This is a genomic window from Alcaligenes faecalis, from assembly GCF_041521385.1.
Classification (GTDB): Bacteria; Pseudomonadota; Gammaproteobacteria; order Burkholderiales; family Burkholderiaceae_B; genus Alcaligenes; species Alcaligenes faecalis_E.
The window spans coordinates 1,663,882-1,685,464 of sequence record NZ_CP168006.1 but is presented as its reverse complement, the minus strand read 5'-3'; the positions used below and the strand labels follow the sequence as shown (position 1 = coordinate 1,685,464).

Annotated in this window: 15 protein-coding genes; 10 read left to right on the top strand and 5 right to left on the bottom strand. The window is 50.3% G+C overall.

Features of this window, described 5'->3' with window-relative positions; translation table 11 throughout:
• The first annotated feature begins 51 nt into the window (after positions 1–51).
• The 8 genes from ACDI13_RS07600 (at position 52) to ACDI13_RS07565 (ending at position 9,560) form a co-directional block, all read left to right on the top strand.
• Complete coding sequence (locus ACDI13_RS07600) at positions 52–789, top strand: amino acid ABC transporter ATP-binding protein (RefSeq protein ID WP_316990006.1); 738 nt, start codon at positions 52–54, stop codon at positions 787–789.
• Positions 790–859: 70 nt separating this feature from the next.
• A complete protein-coding gene (locus ACDI13_RS07595) occupies positions 860–1,849 on the top strand; it encodes a tripartite tricarboxylate transporter substrate binding protein (protein WP_316990007.1) in 990 nt (329 codons plus the stop codon).
• Positions 1,850–2,115: 266 nt separating this feature from the next.
• Positions 2,116–2,694, top strand: a complete 579-nt coding sequence (locus tag ACDI13_RS07590) for an OmpA family protein (RefSeq protein WP_316990012.1) — start codon at positions 2,116–2,118, stop codon at positions 2,692–2,694.
• A 451-nt stretch (positions 2,695–3,145) separates the two neighbouring features.
• Positions 3,146–3,706, top strand: coding sequence for a sigma-70 family RNA polymerase sigma factor (locus ACDI13_RS07585; protein ID WP_316990008.1), 561 nt, complete (start codon positions 3,146–3,148; stop codon positions 3,704–3,706).
• 113 nt (positions 3,707–3,819) lie between these two features.
• A complete protein-coding gene (locus ACDI13_RS07580) occupies positions 3,820–4,062 on the top strand; it encodes an MbtH family NRPS accessory protein (RefSeq protein WP_316990009.1) in 243 nt (80 codons plus the stop codon).
• A gap of 44 nt (positions 4,063–4,106) precedes the next feature.
• Entirely contained in the window at positions 4,107–4,784 is a 678-nt protein-coding gene (locus tag ACDI13_RS07575; RefSeq protein WP_372372977.1) for a thioesterase II family protein, read from the top strand.
• 82 nt (positions 4,785–4,866) lie between these two features.
• Positions 4,867–8,619 carry a condensation domain-containing protein gene (locus ACDI13_RS07570; protein WP_372372975.1) on the top strand — a complete coding sequence of 1,251 codons (3,753 nt, stop codon included), beginning with the start codon at positions 4,867–4,869 and terminating at the stop codon, positions 8,617–8,619.
• Positions 8,544–9,560, top strand: a complete 1,017-nt coding sequence (locus tag ACDI13_RS07565; RefSeq protein ID WP_372372973.1) for a thioesterase domain-containing protein — start codon at positions 8,544–8,546, stop codon at positions 9,558–9,560. The genes ACDI13_RS07570 and ACDI13_RS07565 overlap by 76 nt, the downstream gene beginning before the upstream one ends.
• A gap of 140 nt (positions 9,561–9,700) precedes the next feature.
• Here ACDI13_RS07565 and ACDI13_RS07560 read toward each other — a convergent pair whose 3' ends face one another.
• The 5 genes from ACDI13_RS07560 to ACDI13_RS07540 form a co-directional block, all read right to left on the bottom strand.
• Positions 9,701–11,596, bottom strand: coding sequence for a TonB-dependent siderophore receptor (locus tag ACDI13_RS07560; RefSeq protein ID WP_372372971.1), 1,896 nt, complete (start codon positions 11,594–11,596; stop codon positions 9,701–9,703).
• 405 nt (positions 11,597–12,001) lie between these two features.
• The gene (locus tag ACDI13_RS07555; RefSeq protein ID WP_316988736.1) at positions 12,002–13,528 is read right to left on the bottom strand and encodes a hypothetical protein; all 1,527 of its coding nucleotides are present in this window, start codon (positions 13,526–13,528) and stop codon (positions 12,002–12,004) included.
• Positions 13,529–13,584: 56 nt separating this feature from the next.
• Complete coding sequence (locus ACDI13_RS07550) at positions 13,585–15,777, bottom strand: TonB-dependent siderophore receptor (RefSeq protein ID WP_316988735.1); 2,193 nt, start codon at positions 15,775–15,777, stop codon at positions 13,585–13,587.
• A gap of 315 nt (positions 15,778–16,092) precedes the next feature.
• Positions 16,093–17,322: an acyl-CoA dehydrogenase family protein gene (locus ACDI13_RS07545; protein WP_316988734.1), complete on the bottom strand. Its 1,230-nt coding sequence runs from the start codon at positions 17,320–17,322 to the stop codon at positions 16,093–16,095.
• A 34-nt stretch (positions 17,323–17,356) separates the two neighbouring features.
• Positions 17,357–18,775, bottom strand: a complete 1,419-nt coding sequence (locus tag ACDI13_RS07540; RefSeq protein WP_316988733.1) for a lysine N(6)-hydroxylase/L-ornithine N(5)-oxygenase family protein — start codon at positions 18,773–18,775, stop codon at positions 17,357–17,359.
• Between the two features lie 87 nt (positions 18,776–18,862).
• On the opposite strand from ACDI13_RS07540, the gene ACDI13_RS07535 reads away from it, so the two are divergent.
• Together ACDI13_RS07535 and ACDI13_RS07530 are read left to right on the top strand one after the other, a co-directional pair.
• Positions 18,863–19,696, top strand: a complete 834-nt coding sequence (locus ACDI13_RS07535) for a N(5)-hydroxyornithine transformylase PvdF (RefSeq protein WP_316988732.1) — start codon at positions 18,863–18,865, stop codon at positions 19,694–19,696.
• A gap of 232 nt (positions 19,697–19,928) precedes the next feature.
• Positions 19,929–21,494, top strand: a complete 1,566-nt coding sequence (locus tag ACDI13_RS07530; RefSeq protein WP_372372968.1) for a cyclic peptide export ABC transporter — start codon at positions 19,929–19,931, stop codon at positions 21,492–21,494.
• The last annotated feature ends 89 nt before the right edge of the window (positions 21,495–21,583 follow it).

Sequence of the window (21,583 nt, the reverse complement as noted above, 5' to 3'; positions counted from 1 at the left end):
CAAGGCCTTGGGTAAGACCGGGCGCTTTGCTGGCCAGACAAGGAGTTTTGCATGGCAGACGCCATTATTCAGCTAAAGAACGTCAATAAATGGTACGGGCAGTTCCATGTACTGCGCGATATCAATCTGGATGTGGCCCCTGGCGAGCGCATCGTTATTTGCGGGCCTTCGGGTTCGGGCAAGTCTACCTTGATCCGATGCATCAACCGCCTGGAAGAGCATCAGCAAGGGCAGATTATTGTGGCTGGTGAAGAACTGACCAACGATGTGCGTCAGGTCGAGGCCATTCGGCGTGATGTGGGCATGGTGTTTCAACATTTCAACCTGTTTCCTCACCTGACCGTGATGGAGAACCTGACTTTGGGACCGATGTGGGTACGTCGCAAGACCAAGGCCCAGGCTCAGGAATTGGCCATGCAATATCTGGAGCGTGTGCGTATTCCAGAGCAGGCCAACAAGTATCCCGGACAGCTTTCCGGTGGGCAGCAACAGCGTGTGGCTATCGCCCGGTCATTGTGCATGGAGCCTAAGATCATGTTGTTTGACGAGCCGACCTCGGCGCTGGACCCGGAAATGGTCAAGGAAGTGTTGGAAGTCATGGTCGAGCTGGCGCATAGTGGCATGACCATGCTGTGTGTGACCCACGAAATGGGTTTTGCGCGTAAAGTGGCTGATCGGGTCATTTTTATGGATCAGGGTGAAATCATTGAGCAAAATACACCTGATGAGTTCTTTGACTCGCCACGCAGTGAAAGGACGCGCGAGTTTTTAAGCCAGATCATTCATTAAGGATCAATGGTTGCTCTGCATGGGCTGCCTTGAGCAGCCCATGTGGATTTTTATTTCAAGGAAAAAAGTAATGTTTCGAGTCCGTAAGTGGCTGCTGGCTGTCTCTGGTGTTGCGACTATCATGGCGGCCCCGGCTGTCATGGCAGAGGATGCTTATCCAGCCAAACCTATCCAGTTCGTGGTGCCTTACCCGCCGGGTGGCCCTTTGGACAGCATGGCTCGCTTGCTGGCTGAACGCGTCAAAGACGATCTGGGGACGGTCGTGGTGGAGAACAAATCAGGTGCAGGTGGCAATATTGGTGCCAGCATCGTGGCCAAGGCCGCGCCCGACGGTTACACCTTGATGATGGGGGCGGTGGCAATCAATGCCATCAATCCCTGGTTGTACAAGGCGATACCGTTTGACCCGGTCGAAAGCTTTGCACCTATCGCCCTGGTTGCCTCGGTGCCTAACATTCTGATCGTCAATAAAGAGTTTGCCGAGCAAAACAAGATTGCTTCGGTGCAAGACCTGATCAACTACGCCAAAGAACATCCTGGTCAAATGAACTTTGCCTCGGGTGGTAACGGCAGTGCCGGTCATCTGGCAGGCGAGGTCTTGAATACCCGTGCCGAAATCAATTCCGTGCACGTGCCTTATGCGGGTGCGAATCCGGCCAAGACCGCCTTGCTGGCTGGTCAGGTGCATTTCATGTTCGATAACCTGGCTTCGGCTGCGCCGTTGATCAAGGCCGATACCGTTAAAGCCTTGGCTGTGACGACTCTGGATCGTTCTACTTTCTTGCCGGAAGTTCCCACCATGGAGCAGGCTGGCGTGAAACCGTTTGATTTGGGTACTTGGTTCGGTGTGTTCGCAACTGGCGGTACGCCACAACCTGTGCTGGACAAACTGCATGGTGCTTACGCCAAGGCCTTGATGGACCCCGCCGTGCGTGAAGCTCTGGCCACCATGGGCTCGGATGTTGAGCCTGGCACAATGGCTGAATTCAGTGAACTTGTCAGCAGTGATCTTAAGAAGTACAAAGAAGTCGTTGCTGACTCGGGTGCCGAGTTGTTCTAAGGATTCAAGGGCTTAGCCCCCAAGGCAATGAGTGACTGAAATTGGTCTGGTCGCTGGCAAGATCAAGAATTGTTAAACAAGGCAGTGAAGTCTGTTTTGAAGTACCTGCTTGGTGTGCCTCTTGCTAGTATTAGAGGCATTCAAGCGGTCTTGGTACTTAACTTAAGATTACGGAGCCAATAATGACAATTTCCATTCGTTCGGCAAAATTAGCAGCATGCGCAGGTGCTCTTTCCCTTTTGGCCGCTTGCGGCACGATGGACAATATGAGCACTGGTGGTCGCACCGCAATGGGTGCGGGTGGTGGTGCTGCTGTGGGGGCGGGTATTGGGGCCTTGATCGGCGATAGCAGCAAGGCCGCCATGATCGGTGCCGGTATCGGTGCCCTGGCTGGTGGTATTGCCGCGTATAACTGGTCTGGCATCAAAAAGGATGTTCAGCAGTCTGGGGCAACTGGACTGGGTGTGGACGTGACCGAAATGGCTGATGGCAGCCTGCGGGTCAATATTCCTAGCAGCGTGTCTTTTGATACGGGCCGTTATCAGTTGAAGCCCGCTTTGTTGCCTGTACTCGACAGTGTTGCCCGTGCCATGAATCAACATCCCGAGTTGCGTGCTAAGGCTGTCGGTCATACTGACAGCACTGGCTCGGCGCAAACCAACCAGACTTTGTCGGTTAATCGTGCCAGTTCTGTGACCAACTACCTGACACAGCAAGGTGTGGGACAAGGCCGTCTGATGGTGGAAGGTCGTGGCCCGAATGCTCCTATCGGTGATAATGCGACGGCTGAAGGCCGAGCCATGAACCGTCGTGTGGAGTTGTATCTGTACGCACCGCAGAGGTAAGGGCATTGTAGATTTGTCTGTAAAAAACCGGCTTATGCCGGTTTTTTATTATGGGTCTGGATGTAGGCAGTCGTTTTTGAAGGCGAGTGGCTTGTTGTAAAAGTGCCTCTTGATGAGTGTTTATATGCAAATGATTGATCGGGTCTGTTGCTCGGTCAGGTATCAATAAAAAAGTTGGATAAGTTTCGGAGGCGTGTTTTCGCTTGAATTGGAACAGGTGGTAAGTCCATAAAAACAATAATGATAATGGGAATTGTTGTAATTATTATTTACTAATATAAAAAAAGATGATGTGAAATATTTAGCTGCTTATTATTTAATAAAATAAATCAAAAATACATATTTCATATTTTTTATTAATTACTATCAAGAAACGTCCGGTAGCTTTCCCTACCACAATATGTAGAATGCTATTGATAATCAATCGCATTCATGGACTTGTGGTGGAGATATGTTGGACGTTGAAAGCCGTACAGGTTTCTGCAGAGAGCATTTATGTCTCGTTTTTACAAAGGACAGGGCACAACTCGCCCGTATAGCCTTTGATATTGTCAAAAACGCAGCGGTTGCTGAAGAGATTATTCAGGATGCCTATGTCCGTGTATGTCATGGCAATATCCCTGAAGAGATACGCAATAGCAAAGCATATTGCTGCCAGGTAGTGCGAAATATCGCTTTGGATATTTATCGCCGTTCCGTCCGGCAAGGCGTGCATATCAGTGATGACTATAGTGAACACGCTCTGGGAGCCGTAGAGTCCGCTTGCAAAACGCCAGAGCAAACCATCTATTTCAAGCAGGTGTGGGCTGCGGTGCTAGCCAAGCTGAGCGCACAGCCAGAATGTCAGCGTCAGGCTTTTTTACTGCATTACGCTCACAATATGACTCAAAGAGAGATAGCAATAGAACTGAGTTGTTCAGCGGCTTCCGTGAATACCTACTTGAAAAATGTACGTGAAGCCTTGATGCGGTGTGAGATTTGCCGTGCATTTGTACAGTACTCCATGTCATGAAATCGGCAGGGAGTTCCTACAAAAACTGACTGCAACAGACTTTATTAAACAAAAAGCTTCAATCTTCGTCCTTATTGGGTAATGAGAATCATTAACCATGAAGGGAGTCGTCGATGACAGTCAGTTGTTTCGATCGTGAGGACGAGATGTTTATCGTTCTGGTCAATCATGAAGAGCAATACTCGATCTGGCCAGAATGGAAATCGGTGCCTGGAGGGTGGAGTGCTGTAGAAGGGGTCAAAGGGGACAAGCAACACGTTCTTGATTACGTCAAAACCCATTGGACCGACATGCGCCCCTTGTCCCTGCGCCAGTGGATGCAGGAGCAGGCTACCAACAAAACTGTTCAATCATGACGCTTAAATTGCTGGCTCTGCCGTGTGCTGGAGCCAGTGCAACCATGTATTTGCGATGGCGTCGGCATTTGTCACCTAAGGTGCAGCTATTGCCTTTGGAGCTGCCCGGACGTGGCATGCGAATGAATGAGCCGTGCGAAGAGCATTTCCGCACCCTGGTGGAGCGCATTTGTCATGACTATGCCGAGCATATGCAAGGGGATTATGTTCTGTTTGGCCATAGCATGGGAGCCCTGCTGGCCTACGGGGTGACTGTGTATCGGCAGCAGCACGATTTGGCTTTGCCTAAGGCCCTGATTGCGTCGGCCAGCCCGGCGCCGTCTGTGCGCGATCCCGATCGCTTTGCCAATAAAGATAATGATCAGGCCTTGATTGCCGATTTGCGTGAGCAGGGGGGGACGCCAGAGGCCGTCTTTGCCAATGCGGAGCTGTTGCGCATGACACTGGATACGTTGAGGGCGGATTATCGGCTGTGCGCTAGTTATCAGCATATCTATCTATCTGAACCTTTGCCGGTACCTTTGCACGTCTTTGCCGGACGGGTGGATGATATCGCGCCTGATCGTCTGCAAGCCTGGAAACAGGAAGGAGCCGGCTGTTTTACCGTGGACTGGTTTGATGGCAATCACTTTTTCATCTGGCAGCAACAGACTCAGGTGTTGGATCGCCTCAATGCCTTGATGCGGGTGGTTCAGCCCTTTCCCGCGGTCCTGAATCGTTGATGGTTGCCTTGCGTATTGCATAAGGGTCGTTGCGTCATCGAGGTGCGCAAGGCTCGTGTTGGTTTGTCAAAAGGAATAGAGGATGATGATGCAGCAGCCCCTGACTTCTGGCGCTGAGCAGTTTGTGCCTTCTGTTGATTTTGTGCAGAGGCTACAGGCATTGGCTGAATGCCGTGGCACCGAGACGGCCTTGATTGTGGCGGGCATGGAGCAGGGTGAAACGGTGGAGAAGGTCTTTTCCTACACCGCAATCTGGCGTTCAGTTCGAGCCCTGGCGGCAGTGCTGCAAAAGACGGTTCCCGCTGGAGAGCGGGCCTTACTGCTGCTCGATAACGATGAGCACTATGTCGTCAGCTTGTTTGCGTGTTTTGCGGCGGGAGTCATTGCCGTTCCTGTCTTTCCTCCTGAGTCCAATCGTCCTCAGCATTTGAAGCGTCTGACCGGAATTGCCAGCGATGCGCAGGCCAGTGTGATCCTGGCAACAAGTCGACTGGCGTCCTTGTTGCCCGATGTGACACAGCAACTAGGCGCACAAAAGTCTATTCAGGTTGACCAGGTGGATGAGCAAGAGGCGAACCAGTGGCAGGCACAGGGTCCACAGCAGTCTGATATTGCCTTTTTGCAGTACACCTCGGGTTCAACCTCCGCCCCCAAGGGTGTGATGGTGACTCATGCGTGCTTGATGGCTAACGAGGCGGCGATTCGTTACGGCTTGTCCATCAGTTCCCGCGACTGTTTTGGGGTGTGGTCGCCCTTGTTTCACGATATGGGCCTGATTGGTGGCTTGTTGCAGCCTTTCTATAGCGGCATACCCTGCGTGCTGTGTTCGCCTCAGTATTTTACGGCTAGCCCGTTACGTTGGTTACAACTGATTGATCGTTATCGCATCAGTATCAGCGGTGGTCCGGACTTTGCCTATCGTCTGTGTTTGGATCGGATCAAGTCGCAGGATTGTCGTCATTTGGATTTAAGTCATTGGCGTGTTGCCTATACCGGGGCAGAGCCAGTACGCCATGACACGATGCGTGACTTCGTCGATCGTTTCAGTGCTTGCGGTTTTGCTGCCCAGGCAGTGTATCCCTGCTATGGCTTGGCGGAAGCAACGCTGTATATCACGGGTGGGCAGCGTGGTGTAGGCATGCATACTCAGGCTTTTTCGGCAAGCATGTTGGGACAGGGGCGGGTGCAGGTCGATCCTGAAGGGACTGTCCTGGTTGGTTGCGGTCAAACTGCTCCCGAACACACTGTGCGCATTGTCAATCCGCAAAGCCTTGAGCAGGAAATAGGCGATGGTATCGGTGAAATATGGGCCAGTGGTCCGAGCGTCGCCGCAGGCTATTGGCGCAATCCTCAGGCTTCGGCTCACACCTTCGTAACAGACAAGTCCGGTATGCGTTGGTTACGTACTGGGGATTTGGGATTTCAATATCAAAACCAGTTGTTCATTGCAGGCCGTTTGAAAGACATGATCATTGTGCGTGGACACAATGTGTATCCGCAGGATCTGGAGCAGCGGATCGAAATAGATGTCAGCGCGGTACGCAAGGGGCGGGTGGCGGCCTTCGCGGTTGATGTCGAGGGAAAAGAGGGGGTTGGGATTGCCGCAGAAGTATCGCGAGCGGTGCAAAAGCGGGTCAGTCCGCATGAGTTAGCCCAACAGATTGTGGATGCCTTGGGACCGTATCTTGGCGAAGCTCCCAAAGTGATCGCTTTGCTGAATGGCTCAGGCATGCCCAAGACTTCCAGCGGCAAGTTGCAACGTCAGGCGTGTCGCGCCCAGTGGCAGCAAGATACCTTGGATGCGTATGCCATTTTTGTGAATGGGCATCTGAGCAAGGCGAGTCCGGACGGGCAGGGGGGGACGGTTGTGGATCCGGCCGAAAGTGCGGAGGATAGGGCAATTCGTGAGACCTTGGCCGAATTCTGGGCTGAGTTGTTGGGAGGGCCGTCAGGAAGCGAGTTTGTACCGGAAAGCCATTTCTTCATGTTAGGTGGCAATTCCTTGAGCGCAGCGCAATTGGCTATGCGCGTTAGTGCTCATTACAAGATTGTGTTCCAACCGCGTGATGTGTTCTCTCATCCAGGTCTGGCGGCGATGAGTCGGGCTATCCGCTTGCGGCAACAGGATCAGACACGGACCGTGACGCCGATTCTCCGTTTGGATGAGCAGATGCGCGCTTTGGCTCAGCCCTTGTCTCAGGAACAGTCAAGCCAATGGTTTTTGTGGAAATTGGATCCCGCCAGTACGGCTTACCATGTTCAAGGGGCCATGCAGATTGACGGAAATCTGGATTTGGTGCTTTTCAAACAAGCTGTGGAGCAATTGGTACAGCGCCATGGTGTGTTGCGCACCGGTTTTGAGGTTCAAGCAGATGGCCAGATCCGGCAGCGATTGCAGCAGACATCTACCATTGCCTTGGAGTACCGACAGTCCGGTGGCTCGGCGCTTCAAACGAGGGAGCAGATCATTCAGGATTTCTGCGCTCGGCCCTTTGATTTGCTGGCAGGACCTGCGCAGCGTGCCCTGCTGATCAGCCAGTCCGCCCAACAGCACGTACTGGTGCTGGTTATGCACCATATTATTTCGGATGCTGCATCGATGCAGATTTTGCTCGATGACTTGGGGGCTTTGTATGCTGCCTTGCAAGGGAAAGGGGCCCAACCGGATGACCCTGTCTTGCACTATGTGGATTATGCCGCCTGGCAGTCTTCGACAAAGGCAGCGAGCCATATCGAAGCGATGGCGTATTGGCAAAAGACTTTAGGGTCAGAGCATCCTGTACTGGCCTTGCCTTATGACTTTCCTGCTCAAGTGGCAGGGACCCGGCAGGCGGCTCATCATGATGTGAGCATCGAGCCAAGGCGAGGGGAGCAACTGAGGCAGTTGGCTGGTCAGGTGGGGGCTACGCCATTTGTGGTGCTGATGGCGGCGCTGCATGTCATGTTGCATCGCTATACCGGGCAAGCGAGCATTCGTCTAGGAGTCCCTGTCAGCCTGCGTGATCAAGTGGGCTTGGAGCGGATGGTGGGCTTTTTGGCGAACACTGTTGTCTTGCAGCAATCTTTCCAGCCGTCCATGACCTTGAGGCAGTTGTTGCAGCAGGCTCGTGACAGCCACCAACAAGCATTGGCGCATGCGGATCTGCCGTTTGATCAACTGGTTCAGGCTTTACGGCCAGACCGTAGCTCTGGAGTGAATCCTTTGTTTCAGGTGATGTTCAATTACCTGTACGAAGACTTTTCTGCATTTGCGCAGCATACGGGTCTGAAGGTGCATGTATTGCCTCTGGAGGCTCAACAGGCGCAGTTCGAGTTAAGCCTGGAAGTGCGAGAGGATCCAGCCCACGGCATGCATCTTCGTTTCAGCTACGATCGCGCTCGTTTTTCGGCACAGACCGTGCGCCGTATGGCAGAGCATTATCAGATGATTTTGCAGGCCATGTTGAGCCAGGCGGATGTCGCGATGGCAGAACTGCCATTATTGGCGGAGCAGGAACGAATGCAGGTGATGAGCTGGGGTGCGGGCCCATTGACTGACTCGTCGGCTCTACCTGTCCATCGTCTGTTTGAGCAGCAGGCTGCTGCGTGTCCGGATGCGCCGGCCTTGATTGTTGACGATGTGGCTGTGTCGTATGAGACCTTGAATACCCAGGCGAATCGTCTGGCCCATGCCCTGCTTGCACGAGGGCTTGGCGCAGATCANCCGCGCCTGAATTCATCAGTGGGCAGGAGTATGAAGCGCCGCAGGGTGAGCGGGAGGTGGCGCTGGCGTCGATCTGGTCACAGGTCTTGGGGGTGGAGCGGGTTGGACGTCATGACAATTTCTTTGAGTTAGGTGGCCATTCCTTGATGGCGTTGACCTTGGTCGGTGAGATCAGCAAGCAGAACCTGGGTATTCCGGGTGATTTGGCCATGTTGCTTCGGACACAGACCGTTGCTGCTTATATTGCCGAGCATGGCGTGGGACACCGTACGATTGCCTTGAATCAGAGCCTTGAAAAATCTCCGCCACTTTTTATGATTCATGATGGCCGGGGCAGCATATTGGACTATTTCCATTTAGGGCAGGCCTTGGCGCCGAGTTGCCCGGTTGTTGGCCTTCCGATTGATAGCGATCGTGTTCCCGACAGCTTGCAAACGCTAGCCCGAATGCATGCCCAAACCATACAGGCTTATCAACCCTCTGGTTCCTTGAAAATGGCCGGCTGGTCCTTAGGGGGGGCTTTGGCGCTTCAAGTTGCCGCCATTTTGGAAGCTCAAGGGCGGGATGTGGCCTGGGTTGGCGCTATTGATCCTTACACTCAGGCATTGGATGATCTGGGATTCGATTTTTCGCAATTTGTGCATCAATATGTGTTGGCCATTGTCGATCCAGAACAGCATGAAACCTTGCTCAGTGATCCATTTGTGAGCGCTTGCCTGAAAAACCTTACTCCTTTTCAGGCAGATCTGACTCAGATGACGGTGTATATCCGAGCCCAATATCCTGTTAATCATCAAAGCGGCCTGGCCCAACTAAATGATCAGGAACTGGCTGAGCTTTGCATGACGTCCTGGCTTTTATATCAGGCACGCAAAGTTCATTGTCCAGCGGTTCAGGTACAGGCTTCTGTTCATACCTGGTGGGCAGGAGATGGGACGAATGCCGAGTATTTTTCGCAGTGGATGGGTAGCCCGCAGCGTACTGAAGTCGTGCTGCCGCAGGATGATCATGGCAGTATCGTGCGTTCCCCTCGATTGCTGGCTGATCTTCAGGCTTTGTGTCGGGCTGCCTGAGGCGGGGACAGGGGGGTAACGTTTGTTGGGAGTGGTTCCAGCAGTGTGAAGTTGGCAACAAGAGATAAGAAAACCGCGCTGCAAGTTTGACTTGCAGCGCGGTTTTCTTTTTAGGGCTATTGTTGTGTCGTGCTGTTTGCTTAGAACTGATAGCGCAAAGTAGCCAGGAAGTTCCGAGGTGCGCCGTAGTCGCGATAATCCGTTTGAACCCTGTATGTTTTGTCAAACAAGTTGTTAATGTTGACCGTCAGGTCCACATGCTTGTTGAACTGATAGCTCCCCATCAGATTGACGGTGGCATAAGCGTCCTGCGTGTAGATATGGCGATGGGAGGCAGGGATATCGTTGTTGAAGATCTGGCTTTGCCATTGCACGCCGCCACCTATCTTCAACTTAGGAAGTGATTGTGGCGTATAAGTTGTAAACAGCTTGAACAGATGCACTGGGATTTGCGTGTTCAGGCGCTCACCTTGGCTTGAGCGAGACAGTGTGCGGCTATAACCGGCCTGCATATTCCATCCGGGCGTGATCTCCCCGGCAATGTCAATTTCCCAGCCTCGGCTCTTGGTGTGGTCTTCAGCACGGTAGGCAGGTTTGCCTTCTGGGGTAATGAAGTTACCATCTTGCACGGCCAAATTATTTTTGCGGACTTCAAAGAAGGCGGTGCTGATATTTAGCCGTTGATCAAACAATTCTGCTTTCAAACCGACTTCATAGTTTTCACCTGTTTCCGGTTTGAGCATATTGCCGCTTCGGTCTTCATTACTTTGCGCCTTGAATATCTCGGTATAGCTGGCGTAAGCCGTTAAGTTGTCATTGATATCAAACAGGACACCAGCATAAGGTGTGAAGACGCCATTTTCCTTCATGGAAAGCGGGAAGGAGACTTCGCGATCGAATTTCCAGTTGCTATAACGTCCGCCGAGGATCAGGGATAAACGATCGGTGGGGCGCAGACGTGTCGCCAAATACGCTCCCCATTGCTCGGTGGTTGTTTTGATTGGATTCTGGAAGCTGAAACTGCCCCAGTCTATGGGTGGAAACTGAAGCTTTCCATCTGCATAGTAGACACCGGGGACAAAGCCGCCAGCTTGTGTTCCCATGTCGCGATGGACACGCGAGCCATTAATGCCTGCGATCACATCATGCTTGCGATCAAAGAGCTCAAATTTACCGCTTAGATGAGCATTGAATGCATTTCTGGTTTCGGTGCTTTCATTGTTGCCTACCCAGAGATTGGGGATGTCCAGATTGGGAGCTACCTCGTAAATCTTGTACCACTCGTCGTGATACTTGCGGTAACCGTAACTGTAGGACAAGGTTCCTTTCCAGTCAGGGTTGAATTCATGCTCCAGGGCTAGCGTGATGTCCGTGTTCTTCTCATTCTTATACGCCCAATCTGGTGCTGTATTGAGACGGCGATCATCAGGTGTGGGCGTTCCATCAGTGAACGTGGCTGGCAGGCCCGTGCTGTAACTAATATTGTTGGCTTTCTCTTGGTTATGTTGCAAGGTGAGTCTGAACAAGGTGGTATCGCTGACGTCCGCTTCCAGCACCCCATAGGCAAGGGATTTCTGGCCCTTGTAGTGGTCGATCCAGGAGTGACTGCGATCATGTACACCGATGAATCGGCCGCGTAGCGTGCCTTCCTTATTCAGTGGGCCGCCGATGTCAAAGACGCCACGACGACGATCCCAACTGCCTAGCCCGGCCTCTACCGAAGCCTGGAATTCGCGAGTGGGACGTTTGCGGGTGATATGAATACTGCCGCTGGGGTCGCCCGCGCCCGTTAATAAGCCAGTTGCGCCACGTACAACGGCAACTGAATCATAAATGGCGGTATCCAGTGAAGCGGCACCGTAGTAGGACCAGCTTTGTGGAGTGGCCGGTAAGCCATCGATCTCCAGGTTCTCTAGTGCAAAGCCGCGAGAATAGAAGTTTGAATAACCGCCGATCGGGGTACCCATTCTTTCGTTATAAACGCCTGTGGTGGCATTGACGACGTCCGAGAGCGAGTTCAAGGCCTGGTCTTGCATGCGTTGTTGCGTAATAACTGTTATCGACTGGGGTGTGTCACGCAAAGACAGATTCAAGCCGGTTGCCGAGGAATTGTTAGCGGCTCTGTAGCTGCCCGTCCCCTCGGTCAACTCCTGCTCCCGTGTGCCGGTGACGGTGATGGGGGCCAACTGACTTGTCTCTGGGATACTTTCCTGTGCACGAGTTGTTTGATGGGCAGCACTAAGGCCGAGCAATAGTGTCAGTGGCAGCGTTTGGAGTCGCTTGTGTCTGCGAGTAGTAATGGAGTCGCTTAGGAGTACGGGAAGCAACATAGAGACTGTCTTTGAATGATTTCTTTATCTTCATGTTAAATCTCGCCATATCCAGAGGGTTGGCTCTGGATATGGCGAGATGGGTTTTTGTTGGCTAGTGGTCGTTAAGCTCTAGGTTTTTTCATTCATTAGAGCTTTTATCTTCACTATGGAACCTTCGGCTTGAGGGATTTCATGGTTCAAAATCTTCAGGTACTCTTCGAGCTTTTTTGTTTCAGTTTCTGTTTTGTTGTTTTTTGTATTTATTGCTTTCTCTGTTTTTTCTTTTTCTTTCCTGAAGTTTTCTAATCCTTTTTCTATTCTTTCTATTTCTCTTCTTAGTGTTTCCTGTTCATCTATTACTCTGCATTCTTTTTTCTCTGTTACTGACTTATCTGCCATGTTAAAAGTTTGAATGTAGCAAGAGCCTGGGTTTTCAAGCCCTTCTATGCCAGTGACAAAATCGGCTAGCGTGATCTTGCTGATAAGGCCATGTTTTTCTCTATTTTTATCAGCCCAGAATTTTTGCGTTACAAAAAATTCTGTGTTTTTGGTGTTTTTTCTAACGAGAAGATTGCTGACTAATCCTCTAAAGAAGAAATCAGTTTCATCGCTGATGACTATGTTTCTAAATTTGCTATTGTCAATTTTTCTCTCGTTTTCGGAGAAAGGTATGATGCTAACTGTTTTTGATTCTAAGTTGCTTACTACTATCTGGGAGGAGTCTTTTTTGTAGGCAATTTCTAAAGCGGAGGATCCTGTGAATAAGGCTGTGCTATTCTTGTTTTTTATGTCAAACAGATAAATTCCTGGGTCTCCTGTTGAGTTCATGTTTGTTGCTAAAATTGTTTCGTCATTGCCAATAGAATAGTTGAAAAGATTTATTTCGTTTTTTTCGCTTGATAGGGGTGTTATTTTTCCCGTCTTTGATGAGACTTCCTTGATTCCTTTTGATCCTGTTAGTATTTTGTTGTTGCTGTATAGCAATGGGAAAGAAACGTTGTTTTCTATTTTTTCTGATTTAAAATCTTTATTTTTTTCTCCATCTTTATTATATTTAACAAGAATTGAATTTCCCTCTCCATTTTCTATGGTGTTGTAATTTATATAGAAGCTACCATTTTCGTCAGTTTGGACATAACGGCCTTTGTAGTCGGTCTTGTGGGTTTTTGTGTCTGGCTTAAGGCAACGGACTTGTTCTGTTTCCAGATCAATCAGACTGAATGCGTTTGCACTGGTGTGGGTGACGATTAGCCTGGAGTTTGATTCGTCCAATGTCATTGCATGAGCATGAAAAGGTAAGGCAATCGATTTTTCATATTGTAAGTTGTTGGCATTCAGTATTACAACAGCCCCTGGTCTAGCTCCCTTAACGGGCTGGCTATCAGCTCCAATAGCCCCACCAAAGGCTACATACAGCTTGTCATCTTTTTCTGCCATTTGGTAAAAACCAAAAATGAAGTCATAGTCCTTTTTGGGTGTTAGGCTCAGTCCATATTCCTCACCATAACTAGCCCACTCAGGATCATAACCAGGTACTGTATCGCAGCTCTTTGTTTCAAATGTCGGGAGTGTCGGGCCGGTGTTTGCGTAAGCGATATGACTTGTAAAGAGGCCGACCATTAAGATGGTGGCATAGTTAATAGCCAGTTTTTTCATTTTTCAATAATCCTTTTTTAATCTACGTTTTCATTTATTTTTTTGTAAATTAATGATTACCATCGGTAGGCAATATTTCCCATGATTCTGCGGCGGGCACCGTAGCCGCAATCACCACTGCTGTTGCAGTAAGAAAGATAGTTTTTGTCAGTTAAGTTATTAATATTGAGTGAGAAAGTCATAGGCCCATTTTGATAGCTAGCCATCATATCAACTTGAGTAATGGAAGGTACGGTTGAGCTGTTTTTTGTACCCATTCCTGTAGATCCTTTGTAGGTTAAGCCAGCGCCTACACGTAAATTCGGTAAGCCCATACTCCCGAAATTGTGTGTAACCCATAAGGATGCAGAATGTTTGGGTAATCCAGATATTTGCTGGTTAAGTGTGTTTTGTCGATAAATATCAACTTTAGAGAAATAATTTTCTGTATAAGCATATTGAGCAAGGATATTCCAGTTATCCATGTTGATGCCAGCTTCAAGCTCAAATCCTTTTCCTTTTCTTTCTGCTGCCTGCTCAACATAACCAGGGTGGTTGAGGTCCGGTGTAATTCCATTTTCTTCTGTTATGTTAAATACAGCGGCATTAACTAATATGTTTTGATCTTCTGATAGCCATTTAATGCCTGCTTCTACCTGTTTTCCAACAAGGGGTTTTGCTAAACCGCCATTGTATTTTTTCAACCCAAACAGAGCCTGGAAAGATTCGGAATAGCTGATATAGGGAGAGAATCCCCCTCCAGCAAGCCAGACTAATCCAATTCGTGGGCTTAGTCGTGTATCTGTTTGTTGGTCATCATTTTTGGATTGGTGGACGTTGTCGTAGCGTAGTGCTCCCGTCAGCACAAAAGTATCAGCGATCTTTATCTGATCTTGTAGCGTGATGCCATACGATTTCATTTTTTTATGGACACCGGGAGTTTGGGAAACATCGGGCGCGATAAAGTTTCCATATTGTGGGTTGTCAACATTCAGTGAGGTGGTCAAACCTTCATGTGAGATGCTATTTCCATGAATATTGTTGGCATCAAAGCCGAGCAAGGTGTTATGTTCCAAGGAGCCCGTTTTAAATTTACCTTGCAAAAGTAAGTCAGTTGCATAGGCGTAACGTCGTTCAGCTTCATACTGAAATGTGCGTTGCATGTAGCTGCCGTTCAGGGGATCTGGGTTTCCTTGAGCATCGGTGTATATTTGGTCACCAGACCAGTAAGAGGGCACAAGAGTTTGCAGGATTCGGTCTGATGTTGAATAGCGAAAATGATGTTTTAGCAACCAGTTTTCGTTGAGTTCTTTTTCCAACTCCCATCCGATACGTTTACGTATCCCGCGTGCTCGGTCCCAGTCCGGTTCGCTGACAAATAGATTACTTGGAAGATTCCCGAGTGGGCGATCATATAGAGTGCCTAGAAGTGGCAGGTAGCCCAGAACGGTGTTGTTATCGTCGTGTTGGTATTCCGCAAATAACGTCAGTCGTGTGGCGGCGTCGGGGTGCCAACTGATCATGGGTCTGACAAAGGCTCGTTTACTTTTGGCATGGTCGACCTGAGTTTTACTGTCATTGCCTACGGCAATCACGCGATAGAGCCATTTGCCTTCGGTATCTAAAGGGCCGGTTAAATCCGTAGAGAGTTGTTTGTAGCCGTGGTTACCTATGCCAAGGGAGATTTCACGTGATGCAGTCGCTTGTGGACGTTTGCTGACCAGATTGATCATGCCCCCAGGGAAGTTATTGCCCGAGATAACGGCACTGGGGCCTCGTAAAACTTCGATTCGCTCATAAGCATATGGCTCATTTCGTGCTTCTGCTTTTTCTGGGATGGAGGTATTTTCCGTCATGCCATCTTCGAAAATTTTTGCGCCAAAGCCACGCATTTGGAACCAGTCGCCAAAGTTGTCCAGGCCTGAGTTGGCAGTGGTCACCCCAGGCGTGTATCGCAGTGCGTCAGACAGACTTTGGGAGCCCTGATCTCTAATTTGCTCCGCTCCAATGACACTTATGGATTGTGCTATCTCGTTCAAAGGGGTATCAGTGCGAGTTGCGGTGGCTGATCGTTTTGCAACATAGCCTACCACTGGGTCAAATGCCGTTTGTTCTTGTTGGGCTCTGATGGTGATCGCAGGCAACTGGGTGGTGTTGTCGTTGTCAGTACGAGTCGTTGAGCCTGTGTCTTGTGCATGAACGCTACCAATCATTAAGAAACTGCAAATGCTTAAGGCGATGGGCGTGAGCTTGAATTCATTTTTTGTCATGGGAGATTTATTTCTTTCAGGTTTACATGTTTCGTAACACGAGGGGTGTTTCTGCCAAGACTTAAGGCAATGGGCGGAAACGATTCACTTGTTTGGGTTTATCTAGAAAGACGAAATGCGAATGATTCTGTTCATCAACACCGTTTACAAGACGAAAACCCTCGCCGATATCAGCGAGGGTAGTTTTGGGAAGGCGTTCGTGCCTGTTATCCAGGTGGGCGAGTGTTGTCGGTGAAACGTGAACGAGAGCTGTTCATCACACGCAGCGCCATCGTAAAAGAGCCAAACAGGCGAAGTAAGATTGAGCGTCCTTATTCAAGGCGCAGGCGCCGTCATAGGGTCGGGAGGTAGGCCCATTTGTTCACGTCCCATGGCTTGTGAGCACAGGTCGTAATCCGTATACGCATGGGCGGCGGTGATGTTGACATCCCGAAACAGCCGTTGCATGGGGTTGTGTTCGAGCCAGGCCGAGCCGCCCGATGCAGCAAATAATCGATTCACGGCTTCTGTGCACATCTTGATGGCGTAGGCTTGTTCGGTGCGCCATTCGACTGCCGTTCGTTGGGAGGGATAGATTTGTTGCTCGGCATGATGACGATGATCCTGCCAGGATTGTTCCATCAGGGCGCGGGCAGCTTTAATCTGGTGGGTGGACTCACCGATACGCAATAGCATGGGCGGCAGGGTGCCCACCAAAATGCCACTGTAGGCACGTTTACGGTTACGGTTCTTGTCAATGAATAAGGCCAAGGCTTTTTCGGCAATACCCAGGCCAACTGCGGCAAAGATACTGGCGAAATAGGGCCGGTAGGGCGAGTGGAACAAGGTGCTGTCTGGATACAAGGCAATGCCCGCGGAGCGTCCTTCATACAACATATCGTCAATCGCCTGAATGCGGTGATTGGGTACAAAGACCTTGTCTACAACGATCGATTTGGAACCACTGCCTGACATGGCCATGCAATGCCAGTCGTCTTTAATGCTGTAGTCGCAGCTAGGGACTACAGCCAGGCTATAAATGGCTTGGCCTTGGGCGTTGCGTCGATTGACCCCTAAAACAGCCCATTCGGTGTGATCGCAGCCGCTGCTCCAACCAAAGGTACCTGACAACACAATACCGCCCTCGGCTTCTTCGTAGTGGCCCAGCGGCGCAATACTGCTGCTGGCCGTGCAGTTGGGATCGTCCGCCCAGACTTCATCTTGCAACTGCTTGGGGTAGTGGGCCAGCAGATAATTGTGCGTACACATCAAGCCAAAGGCCCAGGCTGTACTGGCGCAGGCACTGGCGATCTTCACCAGGCATTGTGCAAACTCAGGCAAGGAGGCTTCGTAACCACCATAGCTGATGGGCAAGAAGATCCGGTGCAGTCCGGTGGACTTCAATAGTTGGATGTTCTCGGCAGGGACGGCCCGATTTTTTTCCGTTTGGGACGCGCGGGCCTCAAGCTCTGGCAAAATGGCGCAGACCCGTTCGTACAGGCCATTGGCAGTTTGTCCGGTGGCGGATGTACGGCTAGGAAAATCGACAACTTGATTGGAGTACATGATCAACCTGTTCCTTGCTCAGTGCTAACAGGCCTTAGGCCGCTTGGATCTCTTTATTCAGGAGCTGGTTCAATAAAACGTGCGTGACCTCTCCGGCTCGTATGGCCGTCAAGGAGAGCAAGGTGTCGCTCAGCCCATGTGTGGCCTCGTTCGAACCAAGCACAAAGATGCTGGGCTTGAGTTCGCTGCGGGTTTTCAGGCGATAAAAACGATCCGTGGTGAAGTCATGCACATAGGGCTTGAGCTGACTTAACAAACTATGGTGCAAGTTGCGTTCATAACCTGTTGCCAGAATGACGGCATCGTATTGGCGTTTGAGAGTGTCACCAGTATTCAGGTTGAGCAACTGTACTTGCACATGTTCAGGGTTCGTTTCAATGGCTTGTACTTGATGACGCAGGCACAGCCGCATAGTGTTTTTGCCCTGGACTTGCTGCTCGTAGAGCATGCGATTCATGCTATCTAACAGATCTACATCAATGCAGGCATAGTTTGCGTGCCGAAACTCTTGCAGGAATGCCTGCCGTTGCTCAGGCGTCAGGCTATAGATATGTTCAACAAACTCTTCATTAAATACTTGGTTCACAAAGGGGGTTTCGTCAGCAGGCTTGGGTGCGTAGGTACGCGCAATTAGATCGACCGTTCTGTTTTCCTGCGGGGCAAGATCCATGAAAATCTCGGCTGCACTTTGGCCGGCACCGATAACGGCCAAACGACGAGCCTGGCTGTTGTTCTGGATTTTTTGCAGATAATCGTGTGAGTGGAAGATGCGAGGATCCCCGATTGCCTGTTTGCAAAAATCAGGAACTTTAGGCTTGCCCCCTATGCTGGCGATTAGATTGCGGGTAATGCGCTCTTTTCGTTCGCCCTTGGCGTTGAGCGTAACTACCTTGAGTAAGGTGATTCGATTGCTTTCATTGATAGGGCTGACCTCAATGACTTTTTCACCCGTTGCGACCCAGGGCGACAATTGCCGTGCGGCCCAGCTCAGATAGTCGTTAAATTCAATACGGCTGGGGTTAAAGCTTTTCAGATTCAGGAATTGTTCGAATCGACCTTGACTATGAATATAGTTAATGAAGGAAAAGCGGCTGCAGGGGTTGCGAGGAGTCACCAGATCTTTCATGAAGGAGATCTGCATGTCTGCATCTTTGAGCAGCATGTGTGGATGCCAAGCGAAGTTTTCTTGTTGCTCGATAAATCGTATTTTGAGGATATCGTGCGGATCGCAAGCTGGATGTGTTTTGGCCAGGCTTTCTTCCAGAGCAATAGCAATTGCCATGTTCGACGGTCCAAACCCAATGCCAATCATGTCATAGATAGTCATACACTTCCTGATCCCTTGGATGTTCTTGCTGCATGAGACTTCATGCAACCGGTATGCTTTTAGGTCAACTGGGGGTATGACGTATTGGCTGTCATTTTGTTTAATAAAAATGATAATTGTTGTCATTGGCTTTCTTGTTTTTAAACAAAATGAACATCGATTCGTCTCTAGGGCATACCAATGTGGGTGTGTAAGAGCGAATGCGGATATTTCATGAAAAGAAAATTGGTGTATGTCATGTCCTTACGCAATGCGGCGGCGGACAAAGCGGGGCAGCAGATTGAGTACAAAGGGCAGTTGCGGTACATGATGTCTCCTTTGGAGTATCTGGTTCATCAATTGAATCATTCTGAACTGGGCCGTCTGTATTCACTGGAGGCGGTCATCTACGACGATATTGATGACTATGCGCTTGATCAGGCCAAGCTCGATGGTTATGGTCGCGACGGTCAGAGTGGGGGGCAGTGGATCTATCCGCAAGATTTGTGTGTGCAGGGGCGGCCACTGAATGATTTGCTGGAAAATATCCCGTCATCCTACCGCGGCCTGGCTATAGATGACGCTGCCCGCCAGCCTGGCAAGCAGGCGTTTGAACAGCGTTTATTGGAGCGATTTCAGGCATTGGAGGCAGACTGGGTTGTTCTGGACGGCCTGATTGTGATCCTGGACAAACTGGTGTGTGCCGGTGCGCCGTATCAAGGCAAGATCGTCAATATTCATCCAGGTCCGACTCGCGAAGATTCGCCTTACCAACGACGGGGTGCGACAGCGACATTGGATGCGCTCTATGGGGCACGGGGGCAGCGTGTGTTGGATTGGCAAACCATGCAGACCGAACCAGTCCAGCCTTTGTTCAAGACTGGCGCATCGTTTCATTATGTGGATCAGGGTATTGATTCAGGGCCGGTGTTTTGGGAGGTCGTCAATACAACGATTGAGCCTGAGGACACGATTCTGGAGTTGCGCTGGAACAATTTTAACAACAGCTTGTTTTCGGCGTTGTCGCATGGCTTGGCCTATCTGGCAGGCTTGCCAACTGACGCGTAGGGCAAACGTGTCCCCTCTAGCGGCGGGTTGGGCCTTGTCGAGTGGTGGGCGCCTTTCCCTCCTGTTTTTGTCACGGCCCTGTTGATAGCAGCACAGGCCTGCTGGGCGATTCGCTTTCTGATGGGTAGGGGCGTGATCCGTTGTGCTGTCCTACTGTAAGAAACTCACCAAGGACGCGGTCTTGTTTAAATATCTGATCAAGAAATCTTGGCCTTTATTGGCTTTTTGTGCAGTGCTCAGTGTGCTTGGCGGTTTGCTGAGTGTGCGTTTGCTGGCGTTAATCACGGATGTTATTACTGTCTCGTCTGAGTCGTCTCGAACCGAGCTGGGCCTGCAATTTGCCATAACGGCGTTGTTGGCCATGTTGTTCCAGTCCGTAGCCCAGATACTTTTGGAGCGGCTTGGCCAACGGGTACATGCCCAGTTGCGTAATTACATCGTGGATCATGTCAATTCGGCTGATTTTCGTTCATTGGAAATGATGGGGCGGGGACGCATGCAGGCCGCCATGTCCGAACATACGTTGAATGTGAAGTTTTTCTTCGGTTTTATGCCGATCATGTTGACCAATGCCGCTATTGTATTGGGGTGTTTGGTGTATATGGCTGCTTTGTCCTGGAAGATTTTTTTGTTCGCCATTGCCATTATTGGTACAGGTTTTTTGACTTTTCAATTGGCGGGCTTGCGCGCTGTAAAGCATTTGGAGCGTGCTGAGCATGAGCAGGACCGCATGTTGGGTATCTTCAATGCCTTGATCAACGGTGCCAAGGAACTGCGCTTGAATGTGGGCAAGCGGGACCGTTTTTTGCGCGCGCACATGCGTGATTCGATTGAGCAGGTGCGGCGAGAACGTAGTCTGGGCATGACGATCTATATTGTTTCTTCGGTTTGGAACAATTTCTTGATTTTCGTGTTTATTGGTCTGGTGTTGTTTGTGTTGACCGATAGTGCCTCCGAGCAAGTGCGGGTGACGACCGGATTTGCCTTGCTGTTGGTGTATATGGTGGGGCCGCTGGAGGCGGTCATCAGTAGCTTGCCACCTATGAAGTCTGCAGGGATGTCTGCTCGGCATATCGAATCCATGGTAAGTGGTCTGGTGCAAAGTGAACAGATGGCAGGGCAGGAGGGGGAACAGCGTTTGAGCTCTCTGGCTTTGCACGGTGTTTCACATCAATATTTCCATGAAGGCAATAACGATGTTTTCACCTTGGGCCCGATTGACCTGAGCTTTGAGCCGGGGCAACTGAATTATCTGGTGGGTGGCAATGGCAGTGGCAAGACCAGTCTAGCCAAATTGTTGGTGGGTTTGTATCGACCCGAGAATGGTCATATCGAATTCAATGGTCAGAAGATTTCGGATGAGAATCGGGACCAGTACCGGCAAATGTTTTCCGCGATTTTTTCCGATTTCCATTTGTTCGATAGTCTGCTGGATAGTGTTTCAAGCGGCTTTGATGAACGAGGCAATGCCTTGTTGGAAAAGTTATACCTGCACCATAAGGTGCAGATCAAGGATGGTGCCTTTACAACGCAGGCCTTGTCGCAAGGCCAACGCAAGCGTCTGGCTTTGGTGGCAGCGTATCTGGAAGATCGGCCTTTCCTGGTGTTTGATGAGTGGGCAGCTGATCAGGACCCTGTGTTCAAGGATGTGTTCTATCATGATCTCTTGCCCGAGCTCAAAGCCATGGGCAAGACGGTGCTGGTCATCAGTCATGATGATCGCTATTTCCATTTGGCAGATCGACTGATCAAGATGGAAAATGGACGCATTGTCTCGACCGAGCAACCACGCTCGTAAGTCAGGCCGTTTATTGCCGCCCACGGCTTGGCCGTGGGTGCTTTAAGGGGCCGGCGGACACCTTGGCTCCTGGGTTTCGCTGCTGGGGC

Bases quoted from the DNA above. Each gene is read 5' to 3' on its own strand.
- ACDI13_RS07575 (WP_372372977.1), top strand. From the start codon at position 4,107: ATGTATTTGCGATGGCGTCGGCATTTGTCACCTAAGGTGCAGCTATTG.
- ACDI13_RS07540 (WP_316988733.1), bottom strand. From the start codon at position 18,775: ATGACAACAATTATCATTTTTATTAAACAAAATGACAGCCAATACGTC.
- ACDI13_RS07550 (WP_316988735.1), bottom strand. From the start codon at position 15,777: ATGACAAAAAATGAATTCAAGCTCACGCCCATCGCCTTAAGCATTTGC.
- ACDI13_RS07545 (WP_316988734.1), bottom strand. From the start codon at position 17,322: ATGTACTCCAATCAAGTTGTCGATTTTCCTAGCCGTACATCCGCCACC.
- ACDI13_RS07595 (WP_316990007.1), top strand. From the start codon at position 860: ATGTTTCGAGTCCGTAAGTGGCTGCTGGCTGTCTCTGGTGTTGCGACT.
- ACDI13_RS07580 (WP_316990009.1), top strand. From the start codon at position 3,820: ATGACAGTCAGTTGTTTCGATCGTGAGGACGAGATGTTTATCGTTCTG.
- ACDI13_RS07590 (WP_316990012.1), top strand. From the start codon at position 2,116: ATGAGCACTGGTGGTCGCACCGCAATGGGTGCGGGTGGTGGTGCTGCT.
- ACDI13_RS07535 (WP_316988732.1), top strand. From the start codon at position 18,863: ATGAAAAGAAAATTGGTGTATGTCATGTCCTTACGCAATGCGGCGGCG.
- ACDI13_RS07600 (WP_316990006.1), top strand. From the start codon at position 52: ATGGCAGACGCCATTATTCAGCTAAAGAACGTCAATAAATGGTACGGG.
- ACDI13_RS07555 (WP_316988736.1), bottom strand. From the start codon at position 13,528: ATGAAAAAACTGGCTATTAACTATGCCACCATCTTAATGGTCGGCCTC.
- ACDI13_RS07585 (WP_316990008.1), top strand. From the start codon at position 3,146: ATGTTGGACGTTGAAAGCCGTACAGGTTTCTGCAGAGAGCATTTATGT.
- ACDI13_RS07560 (WP_372372971.1), bottom strand. From the start codon at position 11,596: ATGCAAGACCAGGCCTTGAACTCGCTCTCGGACGTCGTCAATGCCACC.